Annotated in this window: 24 protein-coding genes; 14 read left to right on the plus strand and 10 right to left on the minus strand. The window is 60.4% G+C overall.

Annotation, left to right across the window (positions count from 1 at the left end; all coding sequences use genetic code 11):
* Window positions 1-61 precede the first annotated feature (61 nt).
* A complete protein-coding gene (locus ACFSNN_RS05520) occupies window positions 62-1,696 on the plus strand; it encodes a M48 family metallopeptidase (protein ID WP_244322882.1) in 1,635 nt (544 codons plus the stop codon).
* A gap of 307 nt (window positions 1,697-2,003) precedes the next feature.
* Entirely contained in the window at window positions 2,004-2,264 is a 261-nt protein-coding gene (locus ACFSNN_RS05525; RefSeq protein ID WP_134460264.1) for a hypothetical protein, read from the plus strand.
* A gap of 18 nt (window positions 2,265-2,282) precedes the next feature.
* On the opposite strand, the gene ACFSNN_RS05530 is transcribed toward ACFSNN_RS05525, so the two are convergent.
* The 3 genes from ACFSNN_RS05530 to ACFSNN_RS05540 all read right to left on the minus strand — a co-directional run bounded on the left by ACFSNN_RS05530 (window position 2,283) and on the right by ACFSNN_RS05540 (window position 4,751).
* Complete coding sequence (locus ACFSNN_RS05530; RefSeq protein ID WP_134460261.1) at window positions 2,283-3,620, minus strand: sensor histidine kinase; 1,338 nt, start codon at window positions 3,618-3,620, stop codon at window positions 2,283-2,285.
* Window positions 3,621-3,728: 108 nt separating this feature from the next.
* Window positions 3,729-4,463, minus strand: coding sequence for a TetR/AcrR family transcriptional regulator (locus ACFSNN_RS05535; protein ID WP_134460258.1), 735 nt, complete (start codon window positions 4,461-4,463; stop codon window positions 3,729-3,731).
* A gap of 132 nt (window positions 4,464-4,595) precedes the next feature.
* Window positions 4,596-4,751: a hypothetical protein gene (locus ACFSNN_RS05540; protein WP_166799321.1), complete on the minus strand. Its 156-nt coding sequence runs from the start codon at window positions 4,749-4,751 to the stop codon at window positions 4,596-4,598.
* 197 nt (window positions 4,752-4,948) lie between these two features.
* Between ACFSNN_RS05540 and ACFSNN_RS05545 the strand changes: the two genes are divergently transcribed.
* Window positions 4,949-5,155, plus strand: coding sequence for a hypothetical protein (locus ACFSNN_RS05545; protein WP_012426068.1), 207 nt, complete (start codon window positions 4,949-4,951; stop codon window positions 5,153-5,155).
* 182 nt (window positions 5,156-5,337) lie between these two features.
* On the opposite strand, the gene ACFSNN_RS05550 is transcribed toward ACFSNN_RS05545, so the two are convergent.
* A complete protein-coding gene (locus ACFSNN_RS05550) occupies window positions 5,338-5,475 on the minus strand; it encodes a hypothetical protein (RefSeq protein ID WP_166799320.1) in 138 nt (45 codons plus the stop codon).
* Between ACFSNN_RS05550 and ACFSNN_RS05555 the strand changes: the two genes are divergently transcribed.
* The 4 genes from ACFSNN_RS05555 (at window position 5,474) to ACFSNN_RS05570 (ending at window position 10,459) form a co-directional block, all read left to right on the plus strand.
* Window positions 5,474-6,985: a sugar ABC transporter ATP-binding protein gene (locus ACFSNN_RS05555; protein WP_134460255.1), complete on the plus strand. Its 1,512-nt coding sequence runs from the start codon at window positions 5,474-5,476 to the stop codon at window positions 6,983-6,985. The two genes, ACFSNN_RS05550 and ACFSNN_RS05555, sit on opposite strands and share 2 nt — an antisense overlap.
* A gap of 16 nt (window positions 6,986-7,001) precedes the next feature.
* Window positions 7,002-8,027 carry an ABC transporter permease gene (locus ACFSNN_RS05560; RefSeq protein ID WP_134460252.1) on the plus strand — a complete coding sequence of 342 codons (1,026 nt, stop codon included), beginning with the start codon at window positions 7,002-7,004 and terminating at the stop codon, window positions 8,025-8,027.
* A gap of 85 nt (window positions 8,028-8,112) precedes the next feature.
* Window positions 8,113-9,051, plus strand: a complete 939-nt coding sequence (locus tag ACFSNN_RS05565) for an ABC transporter substrate-binding protein (RefSeq protein ID WP_134460249.1) — start codon at window positions 8,113-8,115, stop codon at window positions 9,049-9,051.
* A 109-nt stretch (window positions 9,052-9,160) separates the two neighbouring features.
* Window positions 9,161-10,459, plus strand: a complete 1,299-nt coding sequence (locus tag ACFSNN_RS05570) for an L-fuconate dehydratase (protein WP_134460246.1) — start codon at window positions 9,161-9,163, stop codon at window positions 10,457-10,459.
* 112 nt (window positions 10,460-10,571) lie between these two features.
* Here the strand turns inward: ACFSNN_RS05570 and ACFSNN_RS05575 are convergent, their stop codons facing one another.
* The 3 genes from ACFSNN_RS05575 to ACFSNN_RS05585 all read right to left on the minus strand — a co-directional run bounded on the left by ACFSNN_RS05575 (window position 10,572) and on the right by ACFSNN_RS05585 (window position 13,692).
* Window positions 10,572-11,642, minus strand: a complete 1,071-nt coding sequence (locus ACFSNN_RS05575) for a rhodanese-like domain-containing protein (RefSeq protein WP_134465489.1) — start codon at window positions 11,640-11,642, stop codon at window positions 10,572-10,574.
* Between the two features lie 193 nt (window positions 11,643-11,835).
* Window positions 11,836-12,492, minus strand: a complete 657-nt coding sequence (locus tag ACFSNN_RS05580; protein ID WP_134465488.1) for a peroxiredoxin — start codon at window positions 12,490-12,492, stop codon at window positions 11,836-11,838.
* A gap of 357 nt (window positions 12,493-12,849) precedes the next feature.
* On the minus strand, window positions 12,850-13,692 hold the full coding sequence (locus ACFSNN_RS05585) for a DMT family transporter (protein ID WP_134460243.1): 843 nt from the start codon (window positions 13,690-13,692) through the stop codon (window positions 12,850-12,852).
* Between the two features lie 128 nt (window positions 13,693-13,820).
* Between ACFSNN_RS05585 and gcvA the strand changes: the two genes are divergently transcribed.
* Both gcvA and ACFSNN_RS05595 read left to right on the plus strand, forming a co-directional pair.
* Window positions 13,821-14,729 (plus strand): transcriptional regulator GcvA, encoded by a 909-nt coding sequence (gene gcvA, locus ACFSNN_RS05590; RefSeq protein WP_134460240.1) that lies wholly within the window; start codon window positions 13,821-13,823, stop codon window positions 14,727-14,729.
* Between the two features lie 183 nt (window positions 14,730-14,912).
* On the plus strand, window positions 14,913-15,257 hold the full coding sequence (locus ACFSNN_RS05595) for a hypothetical protein (RefSeq protein ID WP_244322881.1): 345 nt from the start codon (window positions 14,913-14,915) through the stop codon (window positions 15,255-15,257).
* A 34-nt stretch (window positions 15,258-15,291) separates the two neighbouring features.
* On the opposite strand, the gene ACFSNN_RS05600 is transcribed toward ACFSNN_RS05595, so the two are convergent.
* Window positions 15,292-16,257 carry a D-2-hydroxyacid dehydrogenase family protein gene (locus ACFSNN_RS05600; RefSeq protein WP_134460237.1) on the minus strand — a complete coding sequence of 322 codons (966 nt, stop codon included), beginning with the start codon at window positions 16,255-16,257 and terminating at the stop codon, window positions 15,292-15,294.
* A 689-nt stretch (window positions 16,258-16,946) separates the two neighbouring features.
* Window positions 16,947-17,516: a cysteine hydrolase family protein gene (locus ACFSNN_RS05605; protein ID WP_134465486.1), complete on the minus strand. Its 570-nt coding sequence runs from the start codon at window positions 17,514-17,516 to the stop codon at window positions 16,947-16,949.
* A 494-nt stretch (window positions 17,517-18,010) separates the two neighbouring features.
* Here ACFSNN_RS05605 and ACFSNN_RS05610 point away from each other — a divergent pair, with 494 nt between their 5' ends.
* From ACFSNN_RS05610 to ACFSNN_RS05620, 3 genes are all read left to right on the plus strand, one after another.
* A complete protein-coding gene (locus ACFSNN_RS05610) occupies window positions 18,011-18,319 on the plus strand; it encodes a hypothetical protein (RefSeq protein ID WP_134460235.1) in 309 nt (102 codons plus the stop codon).
* A 194-nt stretch (window positions 18,320-18,513) separates the two neighbouring features.
* On the plus strand, window positions 18,514-19,059 hold the full coding sequence (locus ACFSNN_RS05615) for an SRPBCC family protein (RefSeq protein WP_134460232.1): 546 nt from the start codon (window positions 18,514-18,516) through the stop codon (window positions 19,057-19,059).
* A 181-nt stretch (window positions 19,060-19,240) separates the two neighbouring features.
* Window positions 19,241-19,681 (plus strand): SET domain-containing protein, encoded by a 441-nt coding sequence (locus tag ACFSNN_RS05620; RefSeq protein ID WP_134460229.1) that lies wholly within the window; start codon window positions 19,241-19,243, stop codon window positions 19,679-19,681.
* 861 nt (window positions 19,682-20,542) lie between these two features.
* Here the strand turns inward: ACFSNN_RS05620 and ACFSNN_RS05630 are convergent.
* A complete protein-coding gene (locus ACFSNN_RS05630) occupies window positions 20,543-20,938 on the minus strand; it encodes a hypothetical protein (protein WP_244322880.1) in 396 nt (131 codons plus the stop codon).
* On the opposite strand from ACFSNN_RS05630, the gene ACFSNN_RS05635 reads away from it, so the two are divergent.
* Together ACFSNN_RS05635 and ACFSNN_RS05640 are read left to right on the plus strand one after the other, a co-directional pair.
* The gene (locus ACFSNN_RS05635) at window positions 20,906-23,236 is read left to right on the plus strand and encodes a DUF6531 domain-containing protein (protein ID WP_244322879.1); all 2,331 of its coding nucleotides are present in this window, start codon (window positions 20,906-20,908) and stop codon (window positions 23,234-23,236) included. The two genes, ACFSNN_RS05630 and ACFSNN_RS05635, sit on opposite strands and share 33 nt — an antisense overlap.
* The gene (locus ACFSNN_RS05640) at window positions 23,175-24,134 is read left to right on the plus strand and encodes an RHS repeat-associated core domain-containing protein (protein ID WP_279631155.1); all 960 of its coding nucleotides are present in this window, start codon (window positions 23,175-23,177) and stop codon (window positions 24,132-24,134) included. The genes ACFSNN_RS05635 and ACFSNN_RS05640 overlap by 62 nt, the downstream gene beginning before the upstream one ends.
* The last annotated feature ends 458 nt before the right edge of the window (window positions 24,135-24,592 follow it).

A 24,592-nucleotide genomic window follows, 5' to 3' on the forward strand; every position in this document is an offset into this window, starting at 1 on the left:
ACGGCGATACTTCTGCGGCGCATGCGCGAGCCTCCTGCTCGGCGCATGCGCGGACGTCAAAATGCCAAGCGCGCTATCGAACCTGAACCTCGGCGGCGGCTCCCCCAAAGGACCTACCCTTGACACCGTCGGCTCCATTCCGCCACCACCCGCGCGCGATTGGCCCGACATCAAACTCGACCTGATGAACGCGCGGGCCGACGGCTGGGGCCTCGTCCCCATGCCCGAGATGGAGGCATATCTCAACGGCCTGCTCGCGACGATCAAGAAAACCGCTGGCACGCCGAACTATCCGGGCTCGGTGCATATCATCTCTGAGACCGGTCTCAACGCGAATTCGAGCGCGGGCGGCAACATCTTCGTGTCGATCGGCTGGTTGCAGTCGGCTGAATCGGAGGACGAGATATTTGCGATCCTCTCTCACGAGTTCGGCCATATCTACCTCAACCATCACGCGATTTTTGATGCGCGCACGGCCGGCGATACGTCGCTTGCCATCGTGTCGCTCGCCTGGACAGTGACGAACAAATCGCCGACGTCGAACACGTGGACCGGAGTGGACAACATCGCCGTTGTGCAGACGCTCGGCACACGCGTGTTATTCCCTGCCTGGCAACGCAGCGTCGAAGAACAAGCGGACCGGTTCGGCGCGACAATAAGCCTGCGTTGCGGCTATTCCTATGTGGACGGTTTCAAGGCTTTCTTCGAACGCGTCATTGCGTACGAGCAGGATGCCAAAGCGCGACGCCAGAAGCTGCGCGAGAAACAACTGCAAGCAGGGCGGGAGAAGGCCGGACAGCAGGCAGTGGCGCAGGCGCGTACTCAGCCGATCGCGCCGGCAGTCGGCGGAGGTGCAGCGCAGACGGTGAATCAGCTCACTAGCATTGGCGAACTGCGCGAGGCGGTCTCACAGTACACGTCCGCACGTGCGGGCGCGCAGGCGAGCGTCGCAGAAACTCTCTTCGATGCCCGTGCGGTAATCGACGATCAGATCTCGGCGCAACTCGAAAGTTTGCATGACGATCACGGCGATCCGGCCGCTCGCGAGGACAACCTGACCGCGCTCGTGCGCCCGATGCTTGGCGACAAACTGCCCGATGCGCGGACCGAGTCGTGGAACGCCGCCCGCAAGCGCGGCTCTACGCCGCTTATTCTGGCCCACTACAGGTCCATCTCGGACATGCAGGATCTGCAAGCCGCAGGCAACTACTCGCAAGCGCTGCAAGTAGCGACGACGATCGCATCAGGCCCGACGGCGGACCACGCTTATCCCGTGTTTCTGCTGTCGAATATGATGACGCTGTCGCGGTCGGCTCCGCCCGATACGCAGGCGCAGGTGCTGCGGCGCAATCTGGCTTCACGCGACCGCTCATGGGCGGTGCAGACCAATCTTGCCAACCGCATCGGACAGAAAGATCCTAAGCAAGGCGAAGCATTCCTGTTGCAACAGTTCGATTATTTTGGCCGCACGTCGGTGACCTGGCCTAGCGTAGTCTCGTGGTATCGAGAGCATGGCGATATCAACCGCGCGAAGCAATTGGCTACCACATGCTGGACAGAACATCCGGAAATGCGCGCTGCCTGCGTCGCCGCTTCGCAGGCGCCCGCACAAAAGAAGAGCGACGATCAAGCCGGCGGTTTCAGTAAGGCGGTCGGCAAAATGCTCGACCAGGCTAAGGGGCTGTTGCCGAAGTGATGGTTCGAGTGACCTGGCGTCCGAGTTGTCCAGAGCGGTGCGATACGCCGGCGGTCGCTCGACCGCCGGCGCAGTACGACGCTGTACGGACAGGGCTGGCAGAAGGGCAAAACGGGTAATTCGAACTCCCTCATTCAGCGCTAATTCTGGGCGCGCAATATGTATTCGTGGCTGGCCGGGATACTTCGTCAGGCACCGCCGTTCAATTTGAAACGGACTCGCCAATAACCCGGCCAGCAACTTCTCGCGATAGCGCGAGCCGTATTCCATACCCAGAATGAAGCTGCAACTTTGAAGGAGAATGACCATGACCAAGTTTTTGCGCACCACGCTGATCGCCGGCCTGATCGCTTTGCCGACTGCGGCGTTCGCACAACCTGTCACGCAGATCGATGAAATGCAGGTCGAGATGGTGGCTTATGAAGTGGGCGGTGCCAATTCACCGCAGATGTCGACGCATACCGCTCCGGCTATCGGCATCGACAGCACGCATGCGAACGCAAGTCCTGCCGAGTTGTTGCGTCCGGGCTATGACGTGGGCCTGAAGTCGATTTACTTGCGCCACTAAAGCCGGATATGAAACCCATCAACCCGCACCGTCCGGCTCGATCGGAAGGCTGATCGTCGCTACGATGCCGGACTGCCCGTCATCGCGATTGCGCAGCGTCACCGTACCTCCGTACCGCGTGACAATCGCCTTCACGATCGATAGTCCGAGACCACTGCCTTCAATGTCCGTATTGGCGCGAAAGAACCGGTCGAACACGCGTGGCAGCAGAGTTTCGTCGATGCCGGAACCGGTGTCCTTCACTTCGACAGAGACCATGCCGTCATGCACGCGGGTCGATAAATCGATTGTGCCGCCGTCGGGCGTATAGCGAACCGCATTGCTGACTAGATTCTTGATCACCGTGCCGATGTCGAGCTCGATTGCGCGCACCTTGGCGCTGACCATTTCGTCCGCGCCGATATCGATGCCGCGCTGCATGGCAATCGGCAGTACATCGGAAATGGCATTGACGACGACGGCCGCGACATCGACGCTGACCATTGCCCGTGTCATCGATTGACCCACGGGCGGGGCGTCCGCGCGCGCGAGCCGCAGCAACTGCGAAATCAGATTGCTGCTTCGTGCGATACCGCCCTGGAGTGCGCGAAACCGTTCCTGATTGCTCGGCATGACGTCGCGTTGCAGATTGTCGGCTTGCAATTGCAGAGCCGTGAGCGGCGTTCGCAACTCGTGCGCGGCATCGGAAATGAATTTGCGTTCACTCTCGATGGAGCGGGCTAGCCGCTCGATCATCAGATTGATCGAGCGGATGAACGGCAGCAGTTCGGTGGGTACGCGCGCGAACGGCAGCGCCTCTAGATGGTTCACATCGATATCGCGAACCTTGTTTCCAAGCCGGTTCAGTTCCCGCAACGAACGGCTCACGACAAAGATAACAGCGGCCCACACAAGCGGAATCAGCACGACGATTGGCCATAGCGTCTTCGTCGCGGCGGTCTCCTCGATCTCGTGACGTACGGACAGGCGCTGCGCGACCTGCACGGTTTGAGCGCCGTCGCGAGCCGTATAGATCCGCCAGCCTTCGCCGTTCACGACCGGCGACGAGAAGCCCGTGGCCGCATTACGCGGCAGAAGCAGCGACGGCTCAGTGGAACGCACCGGCTGTGCCTCGCCATCTTTCCACATCACGATGAAAATATCGCGCGCGTCTTGCGAGCCGCGTGCAGGAACCGTGGGAATGCCGTCGCCGAAGCCGACTCGCAAACGCGAGGCGACCTGTTCCATGCGAAGGTCCAGCACCGCGCTCATGCCGGCCACGCAGAATTGGTAGGAGCTGACGCCTTGCAGAATGGCGAACAGGCTCACCACGGCACCGAGTGCGATAACGAGTTGGTTGCGGAGCGATTTGAGCATGTATGTGGGCTACAAGAGGAGCGAGCGACCAAAACGCGAGAGGCTTTGTGTCATCGTGGCATCGACGTCAGATTGGGTGTTGCGGCATCGCGATACGAGTCCGCCCGTTCATTTTCGGACTTTGCCTGTGGGGTAGGCGGGAACGATCTGGACATGCTCGATGGCGGCTTCAACCAGATCCTCGGCGCTGCGAATACCGTCGGCGGATGCGGCCAACGCATTCAGGCGTCCGTCGATCAGAAGCAAAGCAAGTCCGTGAACGTACGCCCAGGCTGCGGTCATGGCAGTAGCCTGAGCCGCGGTGATTCGGACGAACGAGGACTTGTCTTCTTCCGCGTGGTCGGTGGGCGCACTCACTACGCCGGCCAGCGCGCGCGCCGACGCTAGCCGCGCCTGCACGAGGGCCGGGCGTTGAGCGTCGAGCATTTCGTTGCGCGACATGAGGTGCAGTAAATCTGGATTGGCCACCGCGAAGCTCACGTAGCCACGAGCGATGGCTTTACGCCGCGCCTGACCCGCTTCGATTCCGTCCGCCTGCTCCGCCATGGTCGCGGCGAGCCGCCGGTGTCCGCTGGCGGCAAGTTCGCTCAACACGCCGGCTGTATCGCCGAAATGATGTTGGGGCGCCGTATGCGAGACGCCGGCTTCACGTGCAATAGCGCGCAATGTCAGGCCGCGAATGCCGTCGCGCCGTAGCACGACCTCCGCCGCTTCGAGCAGCGCATGGGGCAGCGCGCCGTGATGATACGGTTTCTCGCGCGATGCGTGGTCGGCTGAGGTATGAACTGGGGCCGGGGTTTTAAGCGGCACTGACGTTTTGCGGCGTGACGTTGCTTCTTTCATGGTTTCTGTCGCGGTCGGTATTTTTACAATGAAAAGATATATTGACCGGCCGGCAGGGGAAAGTCAAAGTCGCGCGAGCGCAGCAATGCCACCGATCGAATCACCGTGCTGGTCCAGTCGGGCAAGATATATTTACAGCAGTAAGATTTGACCGGCATCGCGACGTTTGACGACATGCCGGCGCGTCTCGCCGGCCACGCCGACCAGCAGCAAAAAGATCGAACCAGTGGCCGCGGCATTCGCGCTCGCCACCGAGATATCTATGAGCCATTCAAGCACGTCGACCATGGGCGGTCCCCTTCGTTACCGTGACGACGATCGTATCGGGCTCGAATTAGCGGTGAATTAGCGCGGCTTCAGACTAGCGTAAGCTTCGCGGCGCTGGGCGGCCTGGACCATTGCCGGCCAACCTGGTAGCATCACGCGCAGAGACGTCGTGGCTGGTCGGCGGCCCTGCAACTCGCTGGACCTCTTATAGATTGGGTATGGAAAAGAAACGATCGCGGATTAGCCGGGAAGCGCTGTGCCCGCCGATTGGCGCGCTGCTCCGCTATCAGGCGCGCATCGTGCGCGTCGTCGCCGAAGCGCGCGGCCAACGGGCGATGATCGAATCGCTCGACACCACGGGCCGCACGTTTGTCAGCACCGTGAAATGGAACAGCCTGCGCGAACTCGGCGCCCAACTGTTCTGATATTGAAGGCCGACAAATCGGCCTGAATCGGCGGCAAATCAAATAGTGGGAAGCAGGCGCGCGGCGCATTTGCCTCATGATATTAGGGAATGCCTAAGCTTGAGCCGGCGAGGTCCAGCGTCGTAAAATCGTGGCACATCGATTTGAGGGCCCAGCAATGCGTCTGGTTTCTCGTTGCGATTTCAACCGCGCTTTGCACCGTCCGTCTTTGCAGTGCGATATCCGGCGGCGCCCGGCCAAGCGGCGTTCCATGCTTTTTCGATCCGCTCCTCGCGATGAGGCCGGCGGCGCTCGCGGATTTGTCGTTCGATCCGCATCATGACCCCGCTCATTTCCGTCAAACGGCTCAGCAAGCGCTTTCCTGGCGTGAGGGCGCTTCACGAAGTCCAATTCGAACTCGTCGCGGGCGAGGTCCACGCGCTGATGGGCGAGAACGGCGCCGGCAAGTCCACGCTGATGAAAATCCTCGCCGGCGTGTACACACGGGATACCGGCGAAATTCTCTACGACGGCCAGCCGGTCGATTTCCAGAGCCCGCGCGAGGCGCAGTCCGTGGGCGTCGGCATCATTCATCAGGAACTCCAGCTGATGAACCATCTGACGGTCGCGCAGAACATGTTCATCGGCCGTGAGCCGCGTGGTCGCCTCGGCCTGTTCCTCGACGAAGACAAGCTAAACGCACAAGCGCACGACATTCTCGCTCGCATGCACGTGACTCTCGACCCGCGCGCGTTGGTCAGCTCGCTCACTGTCGCGCGGCAGCAGATGGTCGAGATCGCGAAGGCTTTGTCGTTCGACTCGCGCGTGCTGATCATGGACGAGCCGACCTCGGCGCTCAACGACGCCGAAATCGCCGAGCTGTTCCGCATCATTCGCGACCTGAAGAAGCGGGGCGTCGGAATCATCTACATCTCGCACAAAATGGACGAGCTGAAGCAGATTGCCGACCGGGTCACCGTGTTGCGCGACGGAGAATATGTGGCGACGGTCGCGGCGAAAGACACGACCGTGCAAGCGATTATCGGCATGATGGTCGGGCGAACCTTGACCGACGCCGCGCCTTCGCAACACATCGCCAACCAGGGCGAGGTCGCGCTCGAAGTCACCAGGCTGAATGCCGGCCCGCTGGTTAGAGACGTGAGCTTCGCGCTGCGCAAGGGCGAGATACTGGGCTTTGCGGGCTTGATGGGCGCCGGCCGCACCGAAGTCGCCCGCGCGGTGTTCGGCGCCGATCCGATCGAGTCGGGCGAGATCATCGTGAAAGGCGTGAAGGCATCGATCAGGAATCCGAGCGATGCGGTGGCGCGCGGCATCGGTTATCTCTCCGAAGACCGCAAGCGTTTCGGCCTTGCGACCGGCATGAGCGTCGAATCGAACATCGTGATGTCGAACTTGCGCAAATTCCTGTCGCTGAACTTTTTCCTGCGCCGCGCGCAGATACGCAAGACCGCCGCCCATTTCATCAATCTGCTCGCCATTCGCACGCCTTCCGCGACGCAGGAGGTGCGGCTGCTCTCGGGCGGCAATCAGCAGAAGATCGTCATTGCCAAATGGCTCGAGCGCGACTGCGACGTGCTCTTCTTCGACGAGCCGACGCGCGGCATCGACGTGGGCGCCAAAAGCGAAATCTACAAGCTGCTGCGCTCGCTCGCGGATCAGGGCAAGGCAATCGTAATGATCTCGTCGGAACTGCCGGAAATTCTGCGCATGAGCGACCGCATCGTCGTGATGTGCGAGGGCCGCATCACTGGCGAGCTTCCGGCGGCGGGAGCGACCCAGGAGCGCATCATGCAACTGGCGACGCAGCGCGAACCCCTAAACATGGCGTGAGTTCAAGAGGTCTTTCATGACATTGCAATCGGACACTTCGGCGCTGGGTAATAAAAAGACGTTCTCGGGCCTGAGAGCCCGCGTCTTCACGCCGACCGCTTTGCAAAAGCTGCTTGCGTTCGGGAGCCTGATCCTGCTGCTGGCGTTTTTCAGCTTCGCGTCTCCCGCGTTCATGCAGATGGACAACATGCTCGGGATTCTGCAGGCAACGGCGGTGAACGGCGTGCTCGCGATTGCCTGCACGTTCGTCATCATCACCGGCGGTATCGATCTGTCGGTCGGCACGTTGATGACCTTCACGGCGGTTATTTGCGGCGTGTTTCTCACCTACTGGCATTTGCCGATGTGGACCGGCGTCCTTGCCGCGATCGGTACGGGCGCAGTCTGCGGGACCGTTTCGGGAACGCTGACGGCGAAAATGAAAATACCGCCGTTCATCGCCACGCTCGGCATGATGATGCTGCTAAAAGGGCTGTCGCTGGTTGTCTCGGCCGACAAGCCGATCTATTTCACCGACACCGAAAATTTCTACATGATCTCGCAGGATTCGCTGATCGGCGACCTGCTGCCGAGCTTGCCTGTGCCGAACGCGGTTCTGATTCTGTTTTTCCTGGCGGTGGTGAGTTCGATCACGCTCAATCGCACGGCGCTCGGCCGTTATACCTTCGCGCTCGGCAGTAATGAAGAAGCGGTGCGCCTGTCCGGTGTGAACGTCGACCGGTGGAAGATCGCCATTTACGGTTTGAGCGGCGCGATTTGCGGAATTGCCGGACTACTGATCGCCTCGCGCTTGAATTCGGCGCAGCCGGCGCTGGGCCAAGGTTACGAACTCGAAGCGATCGCGGCCGTGGTGATCGGCGGGACATCGCTGAGCGGCGGCGCGGGCACGATTCTCGGCACGATCATCGGCGCGTTCATCATGAGTGTGCTGACGAACGGTCTGCGCATCATGTCCGTCGCGCAGGAATGGCAGATCGTGGTGACTGGTCTCATCATCATCCTCGCGGTCTACGGCGATATTTTGCGGCGCAAGAAAAGTTGACGCGACGCGGGAGAGGATAAGGAATGGAGCGCCATAAGCTCCCCAACGGCTGAAGTTGACAGCCCATCTTAGGAGGAGAAACACCATGTTGAAAAGAAAACTAATCGGTGTCGTGGTCGGCGTTGGCGCTCTCATTGGCGGGACGAGCGTGACATACGCGGACACCTACATCCCACTCATTTCGAAGGGCTTCCAGCATCAGTTCTGGCAGGCCGTCAAATCCGGCGCCGAACAGTCGGCCAAGGAGCACAACGTCAGAATCACCTTCGAGGGTCCGGAAACCGAAGCCATGGTCGACAAACAGATCGACATGCTCTCGGCTGCGCTCGCCAAGAAGCCGCAGGCGCTCGGCATCGCCGCGCTTGATAGCAAGGCGGCCATTCCGCTGTTAAAGCGCGCGCAGGCCAGCAAGATACCCGTGATCGCTTTCGACTCCGGCGTGGACAGCGATATTCCGCTGACAACGTGCGCAACGGACAACCTCGCCGCGGCCGCCCTCGCTGCCGACAAGATGGCCGAGGCAATCGGCAATGCCGGCGAAGTCGGCGTGATCGTGCACGACCAGACGAGCCGCACCGGCATCGATCGCCGCGACGGCTTCCTCAATGAAATGAAAACGAAGCACCCGAACATCAAGATCGTCTCGGTTCAATATGGCGGCGGCGACCATTTGAAGTCGGCGGAAATCGCCAAGACGATGATCCAGGCGAACCCCAATCTCAAGGGCATCTTCGGCGCGAATGAAGGCTCGGCGGAAGGCGCCGCGATCGGCGTGAAGGAATCAGGCAAGAAGCTGGTGCTGATCGGCTACGACTCCGGCAAGGAACAGAAGGACGATATCAACTCGGGCTTGATGGCGGGTGCCATCACACAGAACCCGGTCGGCATCGGCAAGTGCGTGGTCGACTCCGCGGTGAAGGCGCTCAAGGGCGAGAAGCTGCCCAAGAAAGTGGACACGGGCTTCTACTGGTACGACAAGACCAACATGACCGATCCGAAGATCGCAGCCGTGCTCTACGATTGAGCGCTGCCGTTTGAGTGTGTGGAGAGGCCAGGGTCGCGGTGTCTTTCGATGCCACGGCCCTCTTTGCTACGAGACCGAAGTGATGGCTGTCGCAGAGGAGTGAGTTCAGATGCCCACGATCACCAGCCTGTCCGTCCGTGACATTCGGTTTCCCACCTCGCGCTCACTGGACGGTTCCGATGCGATGAACGCCGCGCCGGATTACTCCGCCGCCTACGTCACGCTCGAAACCGATTCGCCCGACGCGCTCACCGGCCACGGCCTCACTTTCACGATCGGACGCGGCAACGAGATCTGCGTGGCCGCGGTCGAGGCGCTGGCTCCGTTGATCGTCGGTAAAAGGCTGGAAGATATTGCCGCGAACATGGGCGCTTTCTGGCGCGCGCTGACGTCGGATAGCCAGTTGCGCTGGATCGGCCCGGACAAAGGCGCGATTCATCTGGCGACGGCGGCTGTCGTCAACGCGGCGTGGGACATGTGGGCGAAAGCGGAAGGCAAGCCCGTGTGGAAGTTGCTCGTCGACATGAGTCCCGAAAAACTCGTGCGCTGCCTCGACTTCCGCTACGTGACCGACGCGATCACGCCACAGGAAGCCATCGCGATGTTGCATCGTCATGCGAAGACACGGGGCGAGCGCGAAAAGGAAATGCTTGCGCAGGGTTATCCGGCCTATACGACATCCGCAGGCTGGCTCGGCTACGACGACGACAAAATCCGCCGGCTCGCGCGTGAAGGTGTCGCTCAAGGCTGGACGCACTTCAAGCAGAAAGTGGGCGGCAGTCTCGACGAGGATATGCGCCGCGCCCGCATTCTGCGCGAAGAAATCGGCGAAGACCGGAAGCTGATGATGGACGCGAACCAGGTGTGGGATGTCGACGAGGCGGTCGCGAATATGCGGCGCCTCGCGCAATTCGATCCGTGGTGGATCGAGGAGCCCACGAGTCCCGACGACATTCTCGGCCACGCGGCCATCCGTCAACGGCTTCGGCCGATCGGCGTCGCGACCGGCGAGCACTGTCATAACCGGGTGATGTTCAAGCAGTTGCTGCAGGCGCAGGCCATCGACTTCTGTCAGGTCGATAGCTGCCGGCTGGGTGGCTTGAACGAGGTGATCGTCGTTCTGCTGATGGCGGCGAAGTTCGGCGTGCCGGTGTGTCCGCATGCCGGCGGTGTGGGATTATGCGAGTACGTCCAGCATATTTCGCTGTTCGACTATATTTGCGTGTCGGCGTCGCTAGAGAACCGGGTGCTCGAATACGTGGATCATCTGCATGAACATTTCGTTGATCCGGTTGTGATCCGCAATGGTCGTTATATGCCGCCGCAGCGTTCGGGTTACAGCATCGAGATGCATGCGGCGTCGCTCGATGAATATGATTTTCCGGACGGGACGGCGTGGAAGGGGTGAGGCGGCGCTCGCCTCTCGTGCGATAAATTAACGCAACCCAAGCGCGAGCTCCGCAAACTGCATGGCCCGCGCACCGTGTCGCCGGCATTGAAAGCATGCATCAACAACACCGCTACACGCTGCCGTTTTCAACGACGCGGCCTTCCGCACGCCAGCGCAGCATGCCGCCGGGAAGGTTGGCGACCCGTTCGAATCCGGCCTGACGCAGCATGACCGTGGCTTGTGCCGAGCGTCCACCGGCACGGCAAACCGTCACGATCGGACGGTCCTTCGTAAGTTCCGCGGTCCGCCCGGCCAGGTCGCCCAATGAAATGAGCCTGGCTGCGGGAATGCGTCCCAACGGTCCGTTGAATTCTTCAGGCTCCCGCACATCGACGATTTCGACCGCACGAAGATTTTCCTCAAGCCACTGCGCGTTGATTTCCCAGATGCCCGCAAAGCTACAGGTCAGCGGCGCCCAATCGGGCTCGGTCATCTGCGCGGGGACGCTCGCCGCCAGTCCACATTTCAGATTCGCAGGCACCGCGACGTCGATCTGCTTCGGATGCGGCAGGTGCAGGTTCGTCATGTATCCGGTGAAATCCTCTTCACACAGTTCACCGCCAAGGCGCGGATTGAAGCGCCGCTCCTCCCCCACGCTCGTGACCGTCAGGCCGCGATAATCGTGAGCCGGGTAGAGCAGGCACGCGGTGGGCAGCGTGAAAATCTGCCCATGCACCGCGCGAAACATGGTGTGCGCGTCGCCGCGCTGGAAATCCGTGCGGCCCGTGCCTCGGATCAACAGACAATCGCCGGTGAACGCCATGGTCTCGTTGTCGAGTACGAGCGTGATGCATCCATCGGTATGACCCGGTGTCGCGCGTATCGTCAGATATCTCGTGCCGAACTCGACTTTGTCGCCGTGGCTCAGATAGCGGTCCGCGCCTTCGGCGCCGCTTGCAGCCGAGATCGCAATGCGGCTGCCTATACGGCGATTCAGCATCCATGCACCGGTCACGTGATCGGCGTGAACGTGAGTGTCGATCGTATAAAGCAGATGCAAGCCGAGTTCTTCGATCAGGGCGGCGTCCCGGCGCACCTGTTCGAATACCGGATCGATCAGTACCGCCTCTCGCGTCGTGCTATCGGCAAGAAGGTAGGTGTAGGTCGACGATTGCTGATCGAATAGCTGCCGGAAGATCAACACGATTTCGCTCCGTGGCCCGCTTCTGCGAGCGCTTGAAGGTGGCGGCTCATGCGGTGCCGCCGATTACGCCACAGGCAGTCCAATCGAGCGCTGCCCCGTTCAGAGGTCCGGGCGCACGAATGCACCCGGACTCGCTTCATGCGCCGGACTTCACGCCGTCCGGCGCGCACCTCTCCAGTTCACGCGCGCGTTACTTCGGTTGCGCAACGTACCGCAGATAAGGCTTCACGGTTTTGAAACCCTGTGGATATTTTTGCGTTGCGGCATCGTTGGAAACGGATGTCGGAATGATGACGTCTTCACCCGGTTTCCAGTTCACCGGCGTCGCCACCGTGTGTTTCGCGTTGAGTTGAAGCGCATCGAGCAGGCGCAATACTTCGTCGAAATTGCGGCCCGCGCTCATCGGATAGACAAGCATGGCTTTGACTTTTTTGTCCGGGCCGACGAGAAACACAGAGCGTACCGTTGCGTTGTCGACCGCGGTGCGCGGGCCGCCGCCGCTGGCTTCGGGGTGGATCATGTCGTAGAGCTTCGCGACCTTCAGGTCCGAGTCGCCGATTAGCGGGTAATTGATTGCGTGGCCCTGCGTCTCGGCGATATCTTTGACCCACTCCGTATGATCGCTGACCGGATCGACGCTGAGCCCGATAATTTTCGTGTTGCGCTTATCGAATTCCGGCTTGAGGCCCGCCAGGTATCCGAGTTCCGTGGTGCAAACGGGAGTGAAGTCCTTCGGATGCGAAAATAGGACTACCCAATGGTCGCCGATCCATTCGTGAAAATGGATCGTCCCTTCGGTGGTTTCCGCGGTGAAATCGGGAGCGTCTTCTCCTAATCGAATAGACATCTTTAGTCTCCATAGGTTGGGTGCACCAAGGTTCGAGTGCCACGGCCGGACGGAGGTCCGCCGGGCTGCCGGAGTGTTGAGTGGCGATAGGACTGGCTCGAGATTGCTTCCGGCCGGTTGCACCGTACCGCGCCGGAATATCGTCTACGGAGTGCAGCGGAATCTGAGGCTTTCCCGGATAGCCGTGATGCGGGACAGACTTTCGGACGCGCTGCGGGCCGCACCTATAGCGTAGAACAAAAAAGACTTTCGCAGTTGGCAGACTGTAGGGTGAATCCGCCGTCGTGGCCGCGAAGTTGCTTGTACTCCGAAGAAAGGGCCTCGCACTTCGATCTGGACTGGTGGGATCTTGTCTGGTCAAAGCCCCAAACACACCGCCCCGGCCGCGACGATCACGCACGCGAGCCAGCGCCTTGCGCTCACCGCTTCCCGCAAGATCACGCGCCCGATCAGCACGGCGAACACCACGCTGGTCTCGCGCAACGCGGATACCGTACCCATTGCGCCCGACTGCATCGCCCAGATCACGATGCCATACGCCGCGATCGACACCAGGCCGCCGGCGAGCGACGATGCGACGGCGATGGGCGCTGCCCGTATCGACGTCCACAACGCCGCGAGCCCGCGCGTCGCGACGAACAGCGCCGGCATCAGCCAGTAGAACAGGAACATCCAGGCGGTGTAAGCGAGCGCCTCGCCGCCGGATAAACGCACGCCGATGCCGTCTATCACGGTATAGAGCGCGATCGACGCACCGGTCGCCAGCGCGGCCAGTGCACCCGCGCGCGACACGCGCCCGCCTTGCAGCGCGAGCGCGATGATGCCGCCCGAGATCATCGCGATCCCGAGCGCGTGCAAGGGGCCGATCGCCTCATGCGCGAAGAGCGCGGCGCCGAGCGTGACGAGCAGCGGCGACGAGCCGCGCGCGATCGGATAGGCCTGCGCCAGATCGCCGCGGCGATAGGCTCGCACGAGGCTGACGTTGTAGACGATATGCACGAGGCCCGACGCGGCGATGTACGGCCAGGCCGCGTTGGCGGGCAGAGGCGTGAACTGGATAACGAGCGTGGCGACCGCCGCGATGGCGATGCTCATCCACGTCATGGACAGGAAGCGGTCGCGGTTGCCGTGCAGCATCGCGTTCCAGGTCGCGTGGAGCAGAGCGGCGAAGAGGACGAGACCGCCGGTGTAACTGAGCATGCAGGTTCGAGAGGCCGGAAAAGAGTGCGAAAGAGGTGGAGTCAGCGTCGTAGTAAGAAGGATATCTATCTTGTAGGGGTTCGACAAACCAGTTAAATTGAGGCTTCACGTTAGATAAACTACTGTGAATGAAACGGACCCTGCCACCGCTCAATGCCTTGCGCGCCTTCGAGGCCGCAGGCCGTCTCAGCAGCTTCAAGGAGGCCGCCGCTGAATTACACGTGACTCACGGTGCGGTCAGCCAGCACGTGCGTGCGCTCGAAGAGTGGCTCGGCGCATCGTTGTTCGAACGGCACAACCGGCGCGTCGCGCTGACGCCGGCAGCGAAGGCTTATCTGGCGGAAATCGGTCCATTGTTCGAGGAGCTCGCGCGGGCCACGGCCCGATACGGATTCCCTGAAACGCATTCCCGGACACTATCCGTGAATGCGCCCGCGACCTTCACATTGCGCTGGCTGGTGCCGAGACTGGCGACATTCCGCGCCGCGCATCCCGACGTGAACGTCAATGTTCAGACGTCGAACGAGTCGCTGGAGAGTCTGAAGGAGACCTACGACGTGATCGTCCGGGGCGGTCCGGACACCTTCTATGGCTACTCGATGCGGCCGTTCCTGTCCGAGGAGCGAATCCCTGTCTGTAGTCCGGCGCTCTTGCAGCGCCTGCCGCTTCGAACGCCGGACGATATGCGGCAGCACACGTTGCTGCATACGTCGAGTCTTCCGCGGGTTTGGCCGGACTGGCTGGCGAGCGCGGAGATTCCGGCACTCAGGCCGGCCGCCGCGCTGAGCTTCGATCACTTCTTTCTGACGTTGCAAGCGGCCATCGACGGAATAGGCATTGCGATGGGACCGACCGCCCTGGTCGCGGACGATCTCGCGTCCGGCCGGCTTGTCGCGCCGTTCGCCGGTCCTCGTTTGCCGTCGCGGAGCTATTGCACGTACGTTCCGGATGGGAAGTCGGCGGACGAACTGGTCGTGCTGTTCCGCGCATGGCTCGAACGCGAAGCTATGCACTCACAGGCGCCGACGGCCCCTTAGACGCCGGCCATTTCGCACAATCTTTACGGCGTTGCCGGCAATCGTTGCGCGTTCTTTACCACGGACTTCGTATAGTGGGCGACTCGCTTTGCGCTGTGATGAAACGAAGCGATCTATTGGAGTCGATATGGAATTCAAGCAAATGAAGCGTCGCGTTACCGTCGAGTTCGGCGTCTGACTTCCATGACACCGTCGAGACCCGCGATGATGTTCAGGGGGCTGTGCAAGGTGGTGACCATCGCCTTCGTCACGAACCAGGTGCTGACCACTATTTTCACGTATTGCGTGCAGCAACTCGATTCCGCGCCACCGCATCAGGCCGTCTGGATTTTCAGCTGTGTGACGTGCGGGATGGTGACGTTATGGCTGCAGGCCGATGCGCGGCGCGCATTCGGCTTCGCGCGCGAGAAGGGTTTTGTGAAGAAGAGCGGCGAAGGCACGCAAGGCGTGCAGATCGCGGACGACTGCCCGAGGCGGTGGCTTGTCGTCCTGCATATCGAATTGAACCCTGCGTCGATACAGGGCTGATCGGGCTAAAAGCTCGCGAAGATCTTTTCCTTCGCTAGCCGTGTGCGGAGCCGCCGCTTTCATCGAGCCATTGAACGATGTTGCGCACCGTATCGCCGTAGAAGGTGCGATACAACTCCTTCGATACATAGCCGATATGAGGCGTTGCGAGCACGTTGGGCAATTCGCGCAGAGGGTGCGGGTTGTCGAGCGGTTCGACGTCGTACACATCCAGCGCGGCGCCGGTAATCTGGCCGGTTGTGAGTGCGGTAAGCAGCGCGGCGGAGTCGACGATCGGACCTCTCGACGTATTGATCAGCCGGCTTGTGGGTTTCATCTGTGCGAATTCCGCCGCGCCGACCAATCCGGTGGTTCGCTCGCCAAGTCGCACGTGGATCGACAGGAAATCCGCCGTTGAGAACAACTCGTCCTTGCTGACTCGCTGCACGCCTTTTTCGGCGGCGCGTTCCTCGGTGAGGTTCTGGCTCCACGCGATAACGTTCATTCTGAATGCCCGCCCGATGATGCCGACAGCCGAACCGACGCGGCCAAGGCCGAGCAATCCGAGCGTCTTGCCCGCGAGTTCGTCGCCAAGCGAAAGTTGCCAGCCTCCCTGGCGCACCGACTGATTCTCGAGCGGAATATTGCGGGCCATCGCGAGAATCAGCGCCCACGTCATCTCGATCGTCGGCGTGGACGAATAGCCGGTGTGAAGAATTTCGATGCCGCGTTCGGCCGCCGCATCCTGATCGATCGACGTATTCCCTGCGCCTGTCGAGGCAATCAGCTTCAGATTCGGCAGGCTTTCGATGACCACGCGGGGCAACGGTGTGCGTTCCCGCATCACGCAGATGACGTCGAATGGCTGCAGGCGTTGGATGAGATTCCCGATATCGGCGACGTGATCGTTGAACACTGTCACGTCAGCACGGTTCGTGAGTGGCGACCAGTCTGCCATGCTCAGCGCGACGTTCTGATAGTCGTCGAGGACCGCTACCTTGATGAGGGATTTGTCGTTCATGGTTGTTCCTGTGAGGCAGGATTGACTCGGGGCGCGTTGCTACGCGCGCCGAAATCATGACCTGGTTGCCGAGCTTGCAGGGTGATTCAGCGAGACGGGCCACGGCCGATCCCCGAACCACCTCAGGCGATGAATACGATGTCGTCCGTCACTATCATAATCGGTCCAGATGCAAATGACGGACAAGTCAGCGCGGAAAACTATTCGCGAACATAGGCAGGCCGCTATTCGATTCGGCCTCGGTTATTGCCTCGGACGTCATCGCCTTTTGGGAGGTCGATCTTCCCAACCTGCCTGGACGCGTCCCTGTCGACCTGGTAGCATGAGGGACTGTGCGCGCAGCGTCTGTCGAATCAGGGAGCGGTCTTATGCGGAAGCGGAAGTTCGCAGGGAAGATGACTGGGGAATCGAGCCTGCCGGAACTGCTGAACCGGCTCGAGTTGGCATTGGTCGCAATGCCCGATCGCACGTCTGTCTGCAAAGCACTGTCGGATCTCAACAAGCGGCTCGGCTCCGTTGGCGAATATGCTCCCGCGCGAACCAGCCGATCCGCGACTTCGCGGCGCCAGCGCCAAACGGCAGTTGAATCTTTGCCGTTGTTTTCTTGAGCGTCGAAGATCGACGTGAACACCGTGCACCGGAGTGGAGCCGCTGCCTGGCAGCGACAGCCGAAACAATTCCAGCACGCGCTAGGCAAGCAACGACAAGGCATCAACGAGCGAGAGCACCGTGGTGCGCGACTCGAACGCCGTGGAAAAAAGATGATCGTGCACGACCTGGTCCGGGTCGTAGCAGCAATCCTTCACAGTGAACAAGCGGAAGTCCGCGTCGCTCGCGTACGCAACCGACGACAGCACGACGCCGGTCGACGCTATGCCCACCATGATTAGCGTATCGATCCCCTGTGCGGAAAGCCGCGCCTGCAGATCGGTGCCAAAGAACACGCTGGCGCGATGCGCGATGATGAGCGGCTCGGTCGCTTGCTGGCCGAGTTCCGGCGCGATCTCGTCGTCGACGAAAAGACCCAGTTGCTTGATTCCCTGCCCGTTTCTGTTTAACGGGCTGACTTCCGGATAGCCTGGACTAAAGTGAATCCTGGCGAAATAAACGCTGACTCCTTTGGCCCGCGCGGCGTCGCACAGCTTGCGCGTATTGGCGAGCAGAGCAGGTGCGACTGATGGAAATAACCGCATGATGTCCGTCTGATAATGCATGACAACCAGAGCGGTTTGTTCAGGAACGATCGCTGGAATCTGCATGTTCACGTTTTGCGCCGTGGCGGAATAAGGGCGATGCGATAAAGAAAGATGCTCGACTCTAGCACGACCGCCACGACCGATCGTGATCGCGGGGCGCGCAAATGAATGAGTATTTAAGTTCCGACTCAGTTACTCGATATGTTGGGTGACCACACACAGTAACTCAAGAAACGTCGCCTATGGCCAGACGTCACGACTCCTCAATCCGACTGTAAAAGCTCTCGTAGTGGACACCGAGGTCGTTATTTTCAGCTAGTTGCGCTCGCTCGGAAGATGAGCGAACAAGCATTGGCACAACCCGTGCATTGATAACTGTGGGTACAACGACGGACGGTTTAACGCTATCGCCGCGGCATCTGCATGCATTGGTCGGATGCCGGAAAACTCGTTGTTCGTTTGAGCCACCTTGTTAGCGCGCGGCAAACTCCTACCCGTCGACCCATCGACGTTGAGCATCGCGCGCGCCGCAATAGACCCGATGCGGGTGCCTTTGAATGTTCGACAAGCTTATGGGAGTCGCCATGAAAGTGAGATCTATTGCCGCTCTGTTAGTCGCAAGCATCGCATTGCTAACAGCTCCCGCGTTCGCGGGTGGTGACGACCATACTTCTTCCTATCGAAGCGACGTCTCTACGTCAGTAGCGCATCGCGGTCAAACCGCTCCAGCGAAGGCGGCGGCAGAAGGCCACAGCGGCGTGGTTGACGTGAACCATAGCGGCGTCGGCGGCAGTGAATCGGGTAAGTCGCAATCCGGGCGGCGTGCCCCGGGCGATAGCATCAATCCGATGTATCACGGTGGTTGATGTGCTTGTTCGCGGGGCGCTGGTGTGAAACCGCGGCCGAGGAGATCTATCGAGGCGCAGTCCCTGCGCTCGGTCGCGCTGCCGGACAACACGTCATCTGCTGATCCAGGACGATAACGCTCGCACTCGATCCGCCTGACCCACGGCTCCGCAGTAGAATAACTTCGTCTGGAGCACGCAGAGTATTAAGCGTTATGAAAAACCGTACACGGTTCCTCACGGCGATATTGGCCGTGCTCGTTTTCATCGCGTTGCTCTTTATCCCACTGCCGCAGCGAATCGGGCTCGACACGCGCATTGTGACGGTCGCGTCGATTCAACGCTCTCCCACTGTCGTATTCGACTATGTCACGACCCCGGCTCACTGGCCCGCCTGGCATCCGTCATCGCTTGCGGTCAGCGGCGCGGTTGACCATCCGCTCGATCTGGGCGAGCAGGTAACGGAGGAATTCCGCGTAGCGGGAAGACGTGGCCGCGTCGTGTGGACAGTCGCCACGCGGGAGCCTCCGGGCAAGTGGTCAATAGAAGGAACGATTGATAACAGACCGGCCGGCACCGTCACTTATTCGCTGACATCGACCGAGAGCGGAACTCGCTTCGAACGTGAATTCACTTATCGCTCGCCGTCGTTGTGGTTCGCTATGTTCAACTGGTTGGTGTTGCGCGCGCGGATTCAATCGGAATCCGATACGGCGGTTTCGCAACTTAAGGGCCTTCTGGAAGCTTCGCCGCAGCAATAGATCGGCGCAGCGTCTCAATGTGCCGATGCAGACCGCGCGCCCGCAGCGCCTCGTCGATACTCGGGTGGCTACTGTCGGTCGACGCGATGGCTGCAAGTGTCGATAGCCGGCACAAAGTCATGCGAGTGCAAATTTGCACTCGCATACTGGTGCGTCAGTCAGTCAGTCAGAAGGAAACGATATGCGGCGCGTGATCGTACGGCGGTCGTCAGTCCACGGGAAGGGTGTGTTCGCGATGCGCCCGCTCGCGGCGGGTGAGTGCGTGCTTGAATACCGGGGCGAATTGACGAGCTGGCGGGAAGCCGTGCGCCGGCATCGGCGCGAAGGTGTCGCCGGGCACACGTTTCTTTTTGGCCTGTCGGACGGACGCGTGATCGACGGAAGCCGTGGCGGCAATAGTGCGCGATGGCTGAACCACGCCTGCGCGCCGAACTGCGAAACCATCGAAGATGATGGCCGCATCTTCATTCACACGATCCGGCCGATCGAGGCAGGCGAAGAACTGTTTATCGAATACCTGCTGGCGACCGACGATCCCTCGGACGAGGACGTTCGAGCACAATATGCTTGCCGGTGTGCCGTGGTGGGCTGCCGTCAGTCGATGCTGGCGGCTGTCACTTGATTCAACGGGCTGATGAGGTTGCAGACAGTCAGTCAGCGTCCGTTGATCTCAGGCACCGCACGTCCTGCCCTGCCGGGAAGATCGTGCAAACGCGCTAGCTCCGCCGGCGCACCAGTCCGTAAATGACCAGCAGGATGATCGCGCCGATTATCGAGGCGCCGCCTGCACAATCAATCGGACGACCAGCCCTACAATCACAATATCCTGCTTCGTTGGTTCGTCGGACTGGCGATGGACGATGCATTGGTTTATGGCCGTAGGGAATTTTCTGCTTAAATTAAAGATCGGTCCCCTATAAATTCAATTCTGATTTCGATACTGTCGACCTGGTTAGCAAAACTACAGGTCTTGTAATGGGGATATCGATGGTCGATCTATTTCGAAACTGGCGTGCTCGCCGGAACACGCGGCGTGTCGCCAGCGGCGGCGCAATGGTCTTTCTCTTAGCTCTCGCTGCGCCCGCACAGGCTGACGAAATTGCCTATGGGTACGACGCCCTCGGCAGGCTCACGTCAGTTTCGGTGGGAGGCGCCACCGCCTATTACGACTATGACGCAGCCGGAAACATCATCGGAATCCGAAGGCCGGTAACGGTGTCTTCCGTGCCTTCGGCACGCGGCGCCATCCCTTCGCTTGCGGCTGATTCCCAAGTGTCTCCCTCCGTTCTCGCATCTGGCTCAACCGGCTCGCGATAGTCGATCCGGTTTCCTCTTTCATCCGGGAATTTTCATGCAAGTCACCGACGCCTTTGCGGCGCGTCGCGCGCTGCTGCGTCCGTTCGTCGTGTTTTTATTTGCTTTGCTGTCGTGGTTGATAGCACCGCATGCGCATGCAGCGGAGTGCAATACACTTTATGCCACGTCAGGAGCTTTTCCTGGCGATCCGTCCTGTAAGTTTAAGGCTTCGGCGGCTGATTACGGTGGCATAGGTGGTTTCCTTTGCGGCGGCACGGATCAAATAGACAACTATTGTGCCGGGTCCTCCGGTGGCACGACGGTTGAGCCGCCCTCGCCCGACGACAGCAATAACGTTGACGGCGACAACATCGACGGCGCTGGCGGAGCCAGCGGCGGAGGCAATGGCGATGGCGCAGGCGCAGGTAATGGCGCAGGGGGCGCCAATGATACCAGCGACGGTGCAAATGGCAGCGGCTCGGGCGGATGCAGCGGCGCAGATGCTACGGCCGGTTGCGGCAGCAGCACGTCGGGAGGCGATCCGGTCAAGTTGAATACGGGCCAGTTGCATCTGGTCGCGCATGACCTGCACCTCGCGGACACGATCGCGCTGGATCTGGCGCGCGTTTATCGCAGCAGCGCCTACGACACATCCGGCCGACCGATGGCCGGCGCATTTGGCATCGGTGCGACCTTCAACTACGACAGCTACCTGACGCTGAGCGCCGCCGACAGCAATAATGTGCGGCAGCTTATCCAGCTGTATCTGCCGAGCGGAATCCGGATTCCGTTCACGCTTCGTGCGGGTACCACCACGACCTGGGACGACCTGACGAGCCCGGGCAAGTACTATCGCGCGAGCATCACCGGCACGGGTACATCCAGACTGCTTACCTTGCGCGACGGTCGCACGATGCAGTTCACGACGATAGGCGGCATGTACCGGTTGACCCGGTTGCAGGACCGCAACGGCAATACGGTGACGATCTCCCGCGACAGCAACACCGGCGCAGTCACAAACATCAAAAGCATGAACGGCCGCACGTTGACGTTTACCTCCACGGTCGGTGCGCGTGGCACGCCGCTCATTTCGCGTGTTACCGACACGTTGAACCGCCAGGTGAGCTATCAGTACGACAGCCAGGACCGTCTGGTTCAGATCACCGATGCGGGCGGCGGCGTCTGGAAATACGGCTGGGATGCGAAGAGCCGTCTAGTCAGCATCACTGATCCCGAGGGCAACCAGCAGGTCCTGAACACTTACGACGACAACGACCGCGTTGTCGCCCAGAAGCTTGCTGACGGCAGCACGTTTGTAATGGCTTATACGGTCACGGGCGGCAAAATCACGCAGACCGAAGTGACCGACAGGCGCGGCAGTATCCGCCGTCTGGAGTTTGACGCGAATGGGCGCGTGGTGCGCAATACTTATCCTGCGGGAGAGTCGCAACAGCAGGTGCAGACCTTCACGCGCGATGTGAACGGACGCGTGACAAATCTCACGTCGACGGATCGCCAGTACACATATACCTACGACGCGAACGGCAATCTCACCAGTGAGGCGGATCAGTACGGGGCCATCTTCACAGGCACATTCGACAGCTACTCCCAGTTGCTGACCGAAGCGCAGGCGGGCGACCCGCAACGCGGCGTGAGCACCGTTTATACATACGACGCAAAGGGCAACCTGCTGACGGCCACTGACCGGATGGGTAACCGTACGACATGGACGAACGACAGCCAGGGTCGCCCGCTGACAATGACCGACGCCCTCAAGGGTGTGACCAAATGGACGTGGACCGGCGCGGACCTGACAAGCATCACGGATCCGTTGATCCGCACGAGGCAGTTCACGACAGACGCCGCGGGCCGGGTGACGGCAGTACAGGATCCGCTGGGCAACACGACACGCCGCACCGTCGATGCGCTGAACCGGACGACGGATATTACCGATGCGCTGAACGGTGTAACCCACTTCACGTACGACCGTAACGGCCATGTGCTCAGCAGGACGGATCCGAAGGGTGTCACGACGCAATACACGTACAACGCGATTGGCCGTGCAGTGAGCAAGACCGATCCGCTTGGCCACAGCGAGACCTATACGTGGAACAGCGCCGCGCAGATTGCGTCGGTAACGGATCGCAAGGGGCAGGTGACGACTTATTCCTACGACGCCGCCGGCCGTCCCGTGCAGACGGATTTCCAGTCGGCGCCCGGCGTCCTGCCGGCCCGAAGCTGGATGTACGGCTGGAAAAACGAAATCAACAAGCTTCAGAGTGTGTACGACGTGGTTCCAACCGTTGATGGCCGGAACCAGGCAGGCGTCGATACGACTCTCTATTATGACGGCGTTACCGGCAAACTGGTCCGCACGTTTGATCATCCAACTATCCAGGGAATCTTTTCATATCGCTACGCCTCCGACACGCGCGATTTGGCCGGCATCGACATGGACCGGGCGACGGTGGACTACAGCCGCGACGCTGAACATCGCGTAACCGCAATCCAGTATGTCGTGAATGACGAAGCACCGCGCACGTTCGGTTACGCTTACGACGCGCTCGGCCGACTCAGTCAGGCGACGTTCGCCAATGGGATGACGGCAACCTATGGCTGGGATGCAGCAAGCCAGTTGACGGGCATTACCTACAAGCGCGCCGACGGTAGCATGTTTGGCGACCTGACGTATGGCTACGATCTGGCGGGACGACGCACGAAAGCAGGCGGCAGCCTTGCAAAGGTCAACCTGCCGCAGGCGGTGAACGACGCACAGTACAACGCGGCGAACCAGTTGACGCGCTGGGCTGGCAAAAACGATGTCGTACGATCTGAACGGCAATCTCGCCAGCGATGGCGTGAACCAGTACGGCTGGAATGAGCAGAACCTGCTAAGCCGGATCAGCGTTGGCACGACGGCGGTCTTTAGCTACGATGCATTCGACCGGCGAAAGGATTACACGGTGAACGGCCACCGGATGAAGACCACGTGGTTCGGCGATGAACTGAACTTCATGGTGCCGGACGGCGACTGGTCAAAGCGCATCCGGGTGTTCTCTCCGTATCAGGCAGGCGGCCCGGATGAACTGACGTACCGTCGCATCGGTGACGACGCGAGCCAGGACAGATATGTGCTTCGCGATGCCAATAGCAATGTGATTGCGTTGACGGATGGGGACCAGCAAAGTCAGACGGGATACAGCTACGAGCCGTATGGCGCAACGAGCCAGACGGGCGCCGTGGATCCGAATACGCAGCAGTACACGGGTCGGGAGAATGATGCGACGGGGTTGTACTACTATCGGAGTCGGTATTACAGTCCGGCGATAGGGCGGTTCATTAGCGAAGACCCGATCGGCTACGCGAGTGGGCAGACGAATGCGTATGCTTATGTGGGTGGGAATCCGGTTCAGTTCACGGATCCGGCAGGGTTGCAGGCAATTCCCATCCTTCCACCGCCTCCACCGGCTGGGCCGGGTTGTAGTCCGGGCTCGGGAGGGGTTCCGAAATGGTTTAGTGATCTGCTTGATGGGTCGACTTTTAACAGGCCAAGTAAGACGCCGAATAAGGGCGAGCCAGGGTCGATTCACGTAAATCCGGGTAGTGGGCAGGAGCGAGGTTATGGTGCTGACGGATGGCCGGATTGGGATGTCGACTGGGACCAGCACCATGGTCCGAATACACCTGTGCCGCACGGGCATGACTGGGGGCGTAAGGAGAATGGCGATCCCTCCCGCGGAAATCCCGTCCCTATTCATGGTCCGTGGCAACCGAAATGATGGACGGAAAAATGAATATCGGTAATGTTTCCTATGATGACTTCTCCTTGCACGATGCAGAAATAGTCTCAATCAGCATGGATAGAGGTACCTCGGTAAACAGGATCGGCTTGTTGCGTGTGACGGGACAACTTTGCACAGTCGAGTTATTCGGCGTCAAAGCATTTCGCGCCGAAGATTTCGTGTTGCAAAACGTAGTAAGCCGAGTGCTAAGGTCCACCGCACGACAATTTTCGACGGAGGAGATCGATTACTGGGTGACTTGGGCTACCAGCTTTTCCGACACCGGCTCCTGGTTGAAACCTGACTTTAAACACCATTGGTTAGCGGACTTCAATAGTGGGAGGTTGGAGCTAGTTCTTTTCGAGCCATCGATCGGGGCGCAAATTGCCGTGGTTTGCGATCGACTGCTATTTCGATCGTCCGCGTCCGAGGACGCTCGGGCAGATAGCACTTAG

Origin of the sequence: Paraburkholderia dipogonis (assembly GCF_042680985.1) — a bacterium.
Lineage (GTDB): Bacteria > Pseudomonadota > Gammaproteobacteria > Burkholderiales > Burkholderiaceae > Paraburkholderia > Paraburkholderia phytofirmans.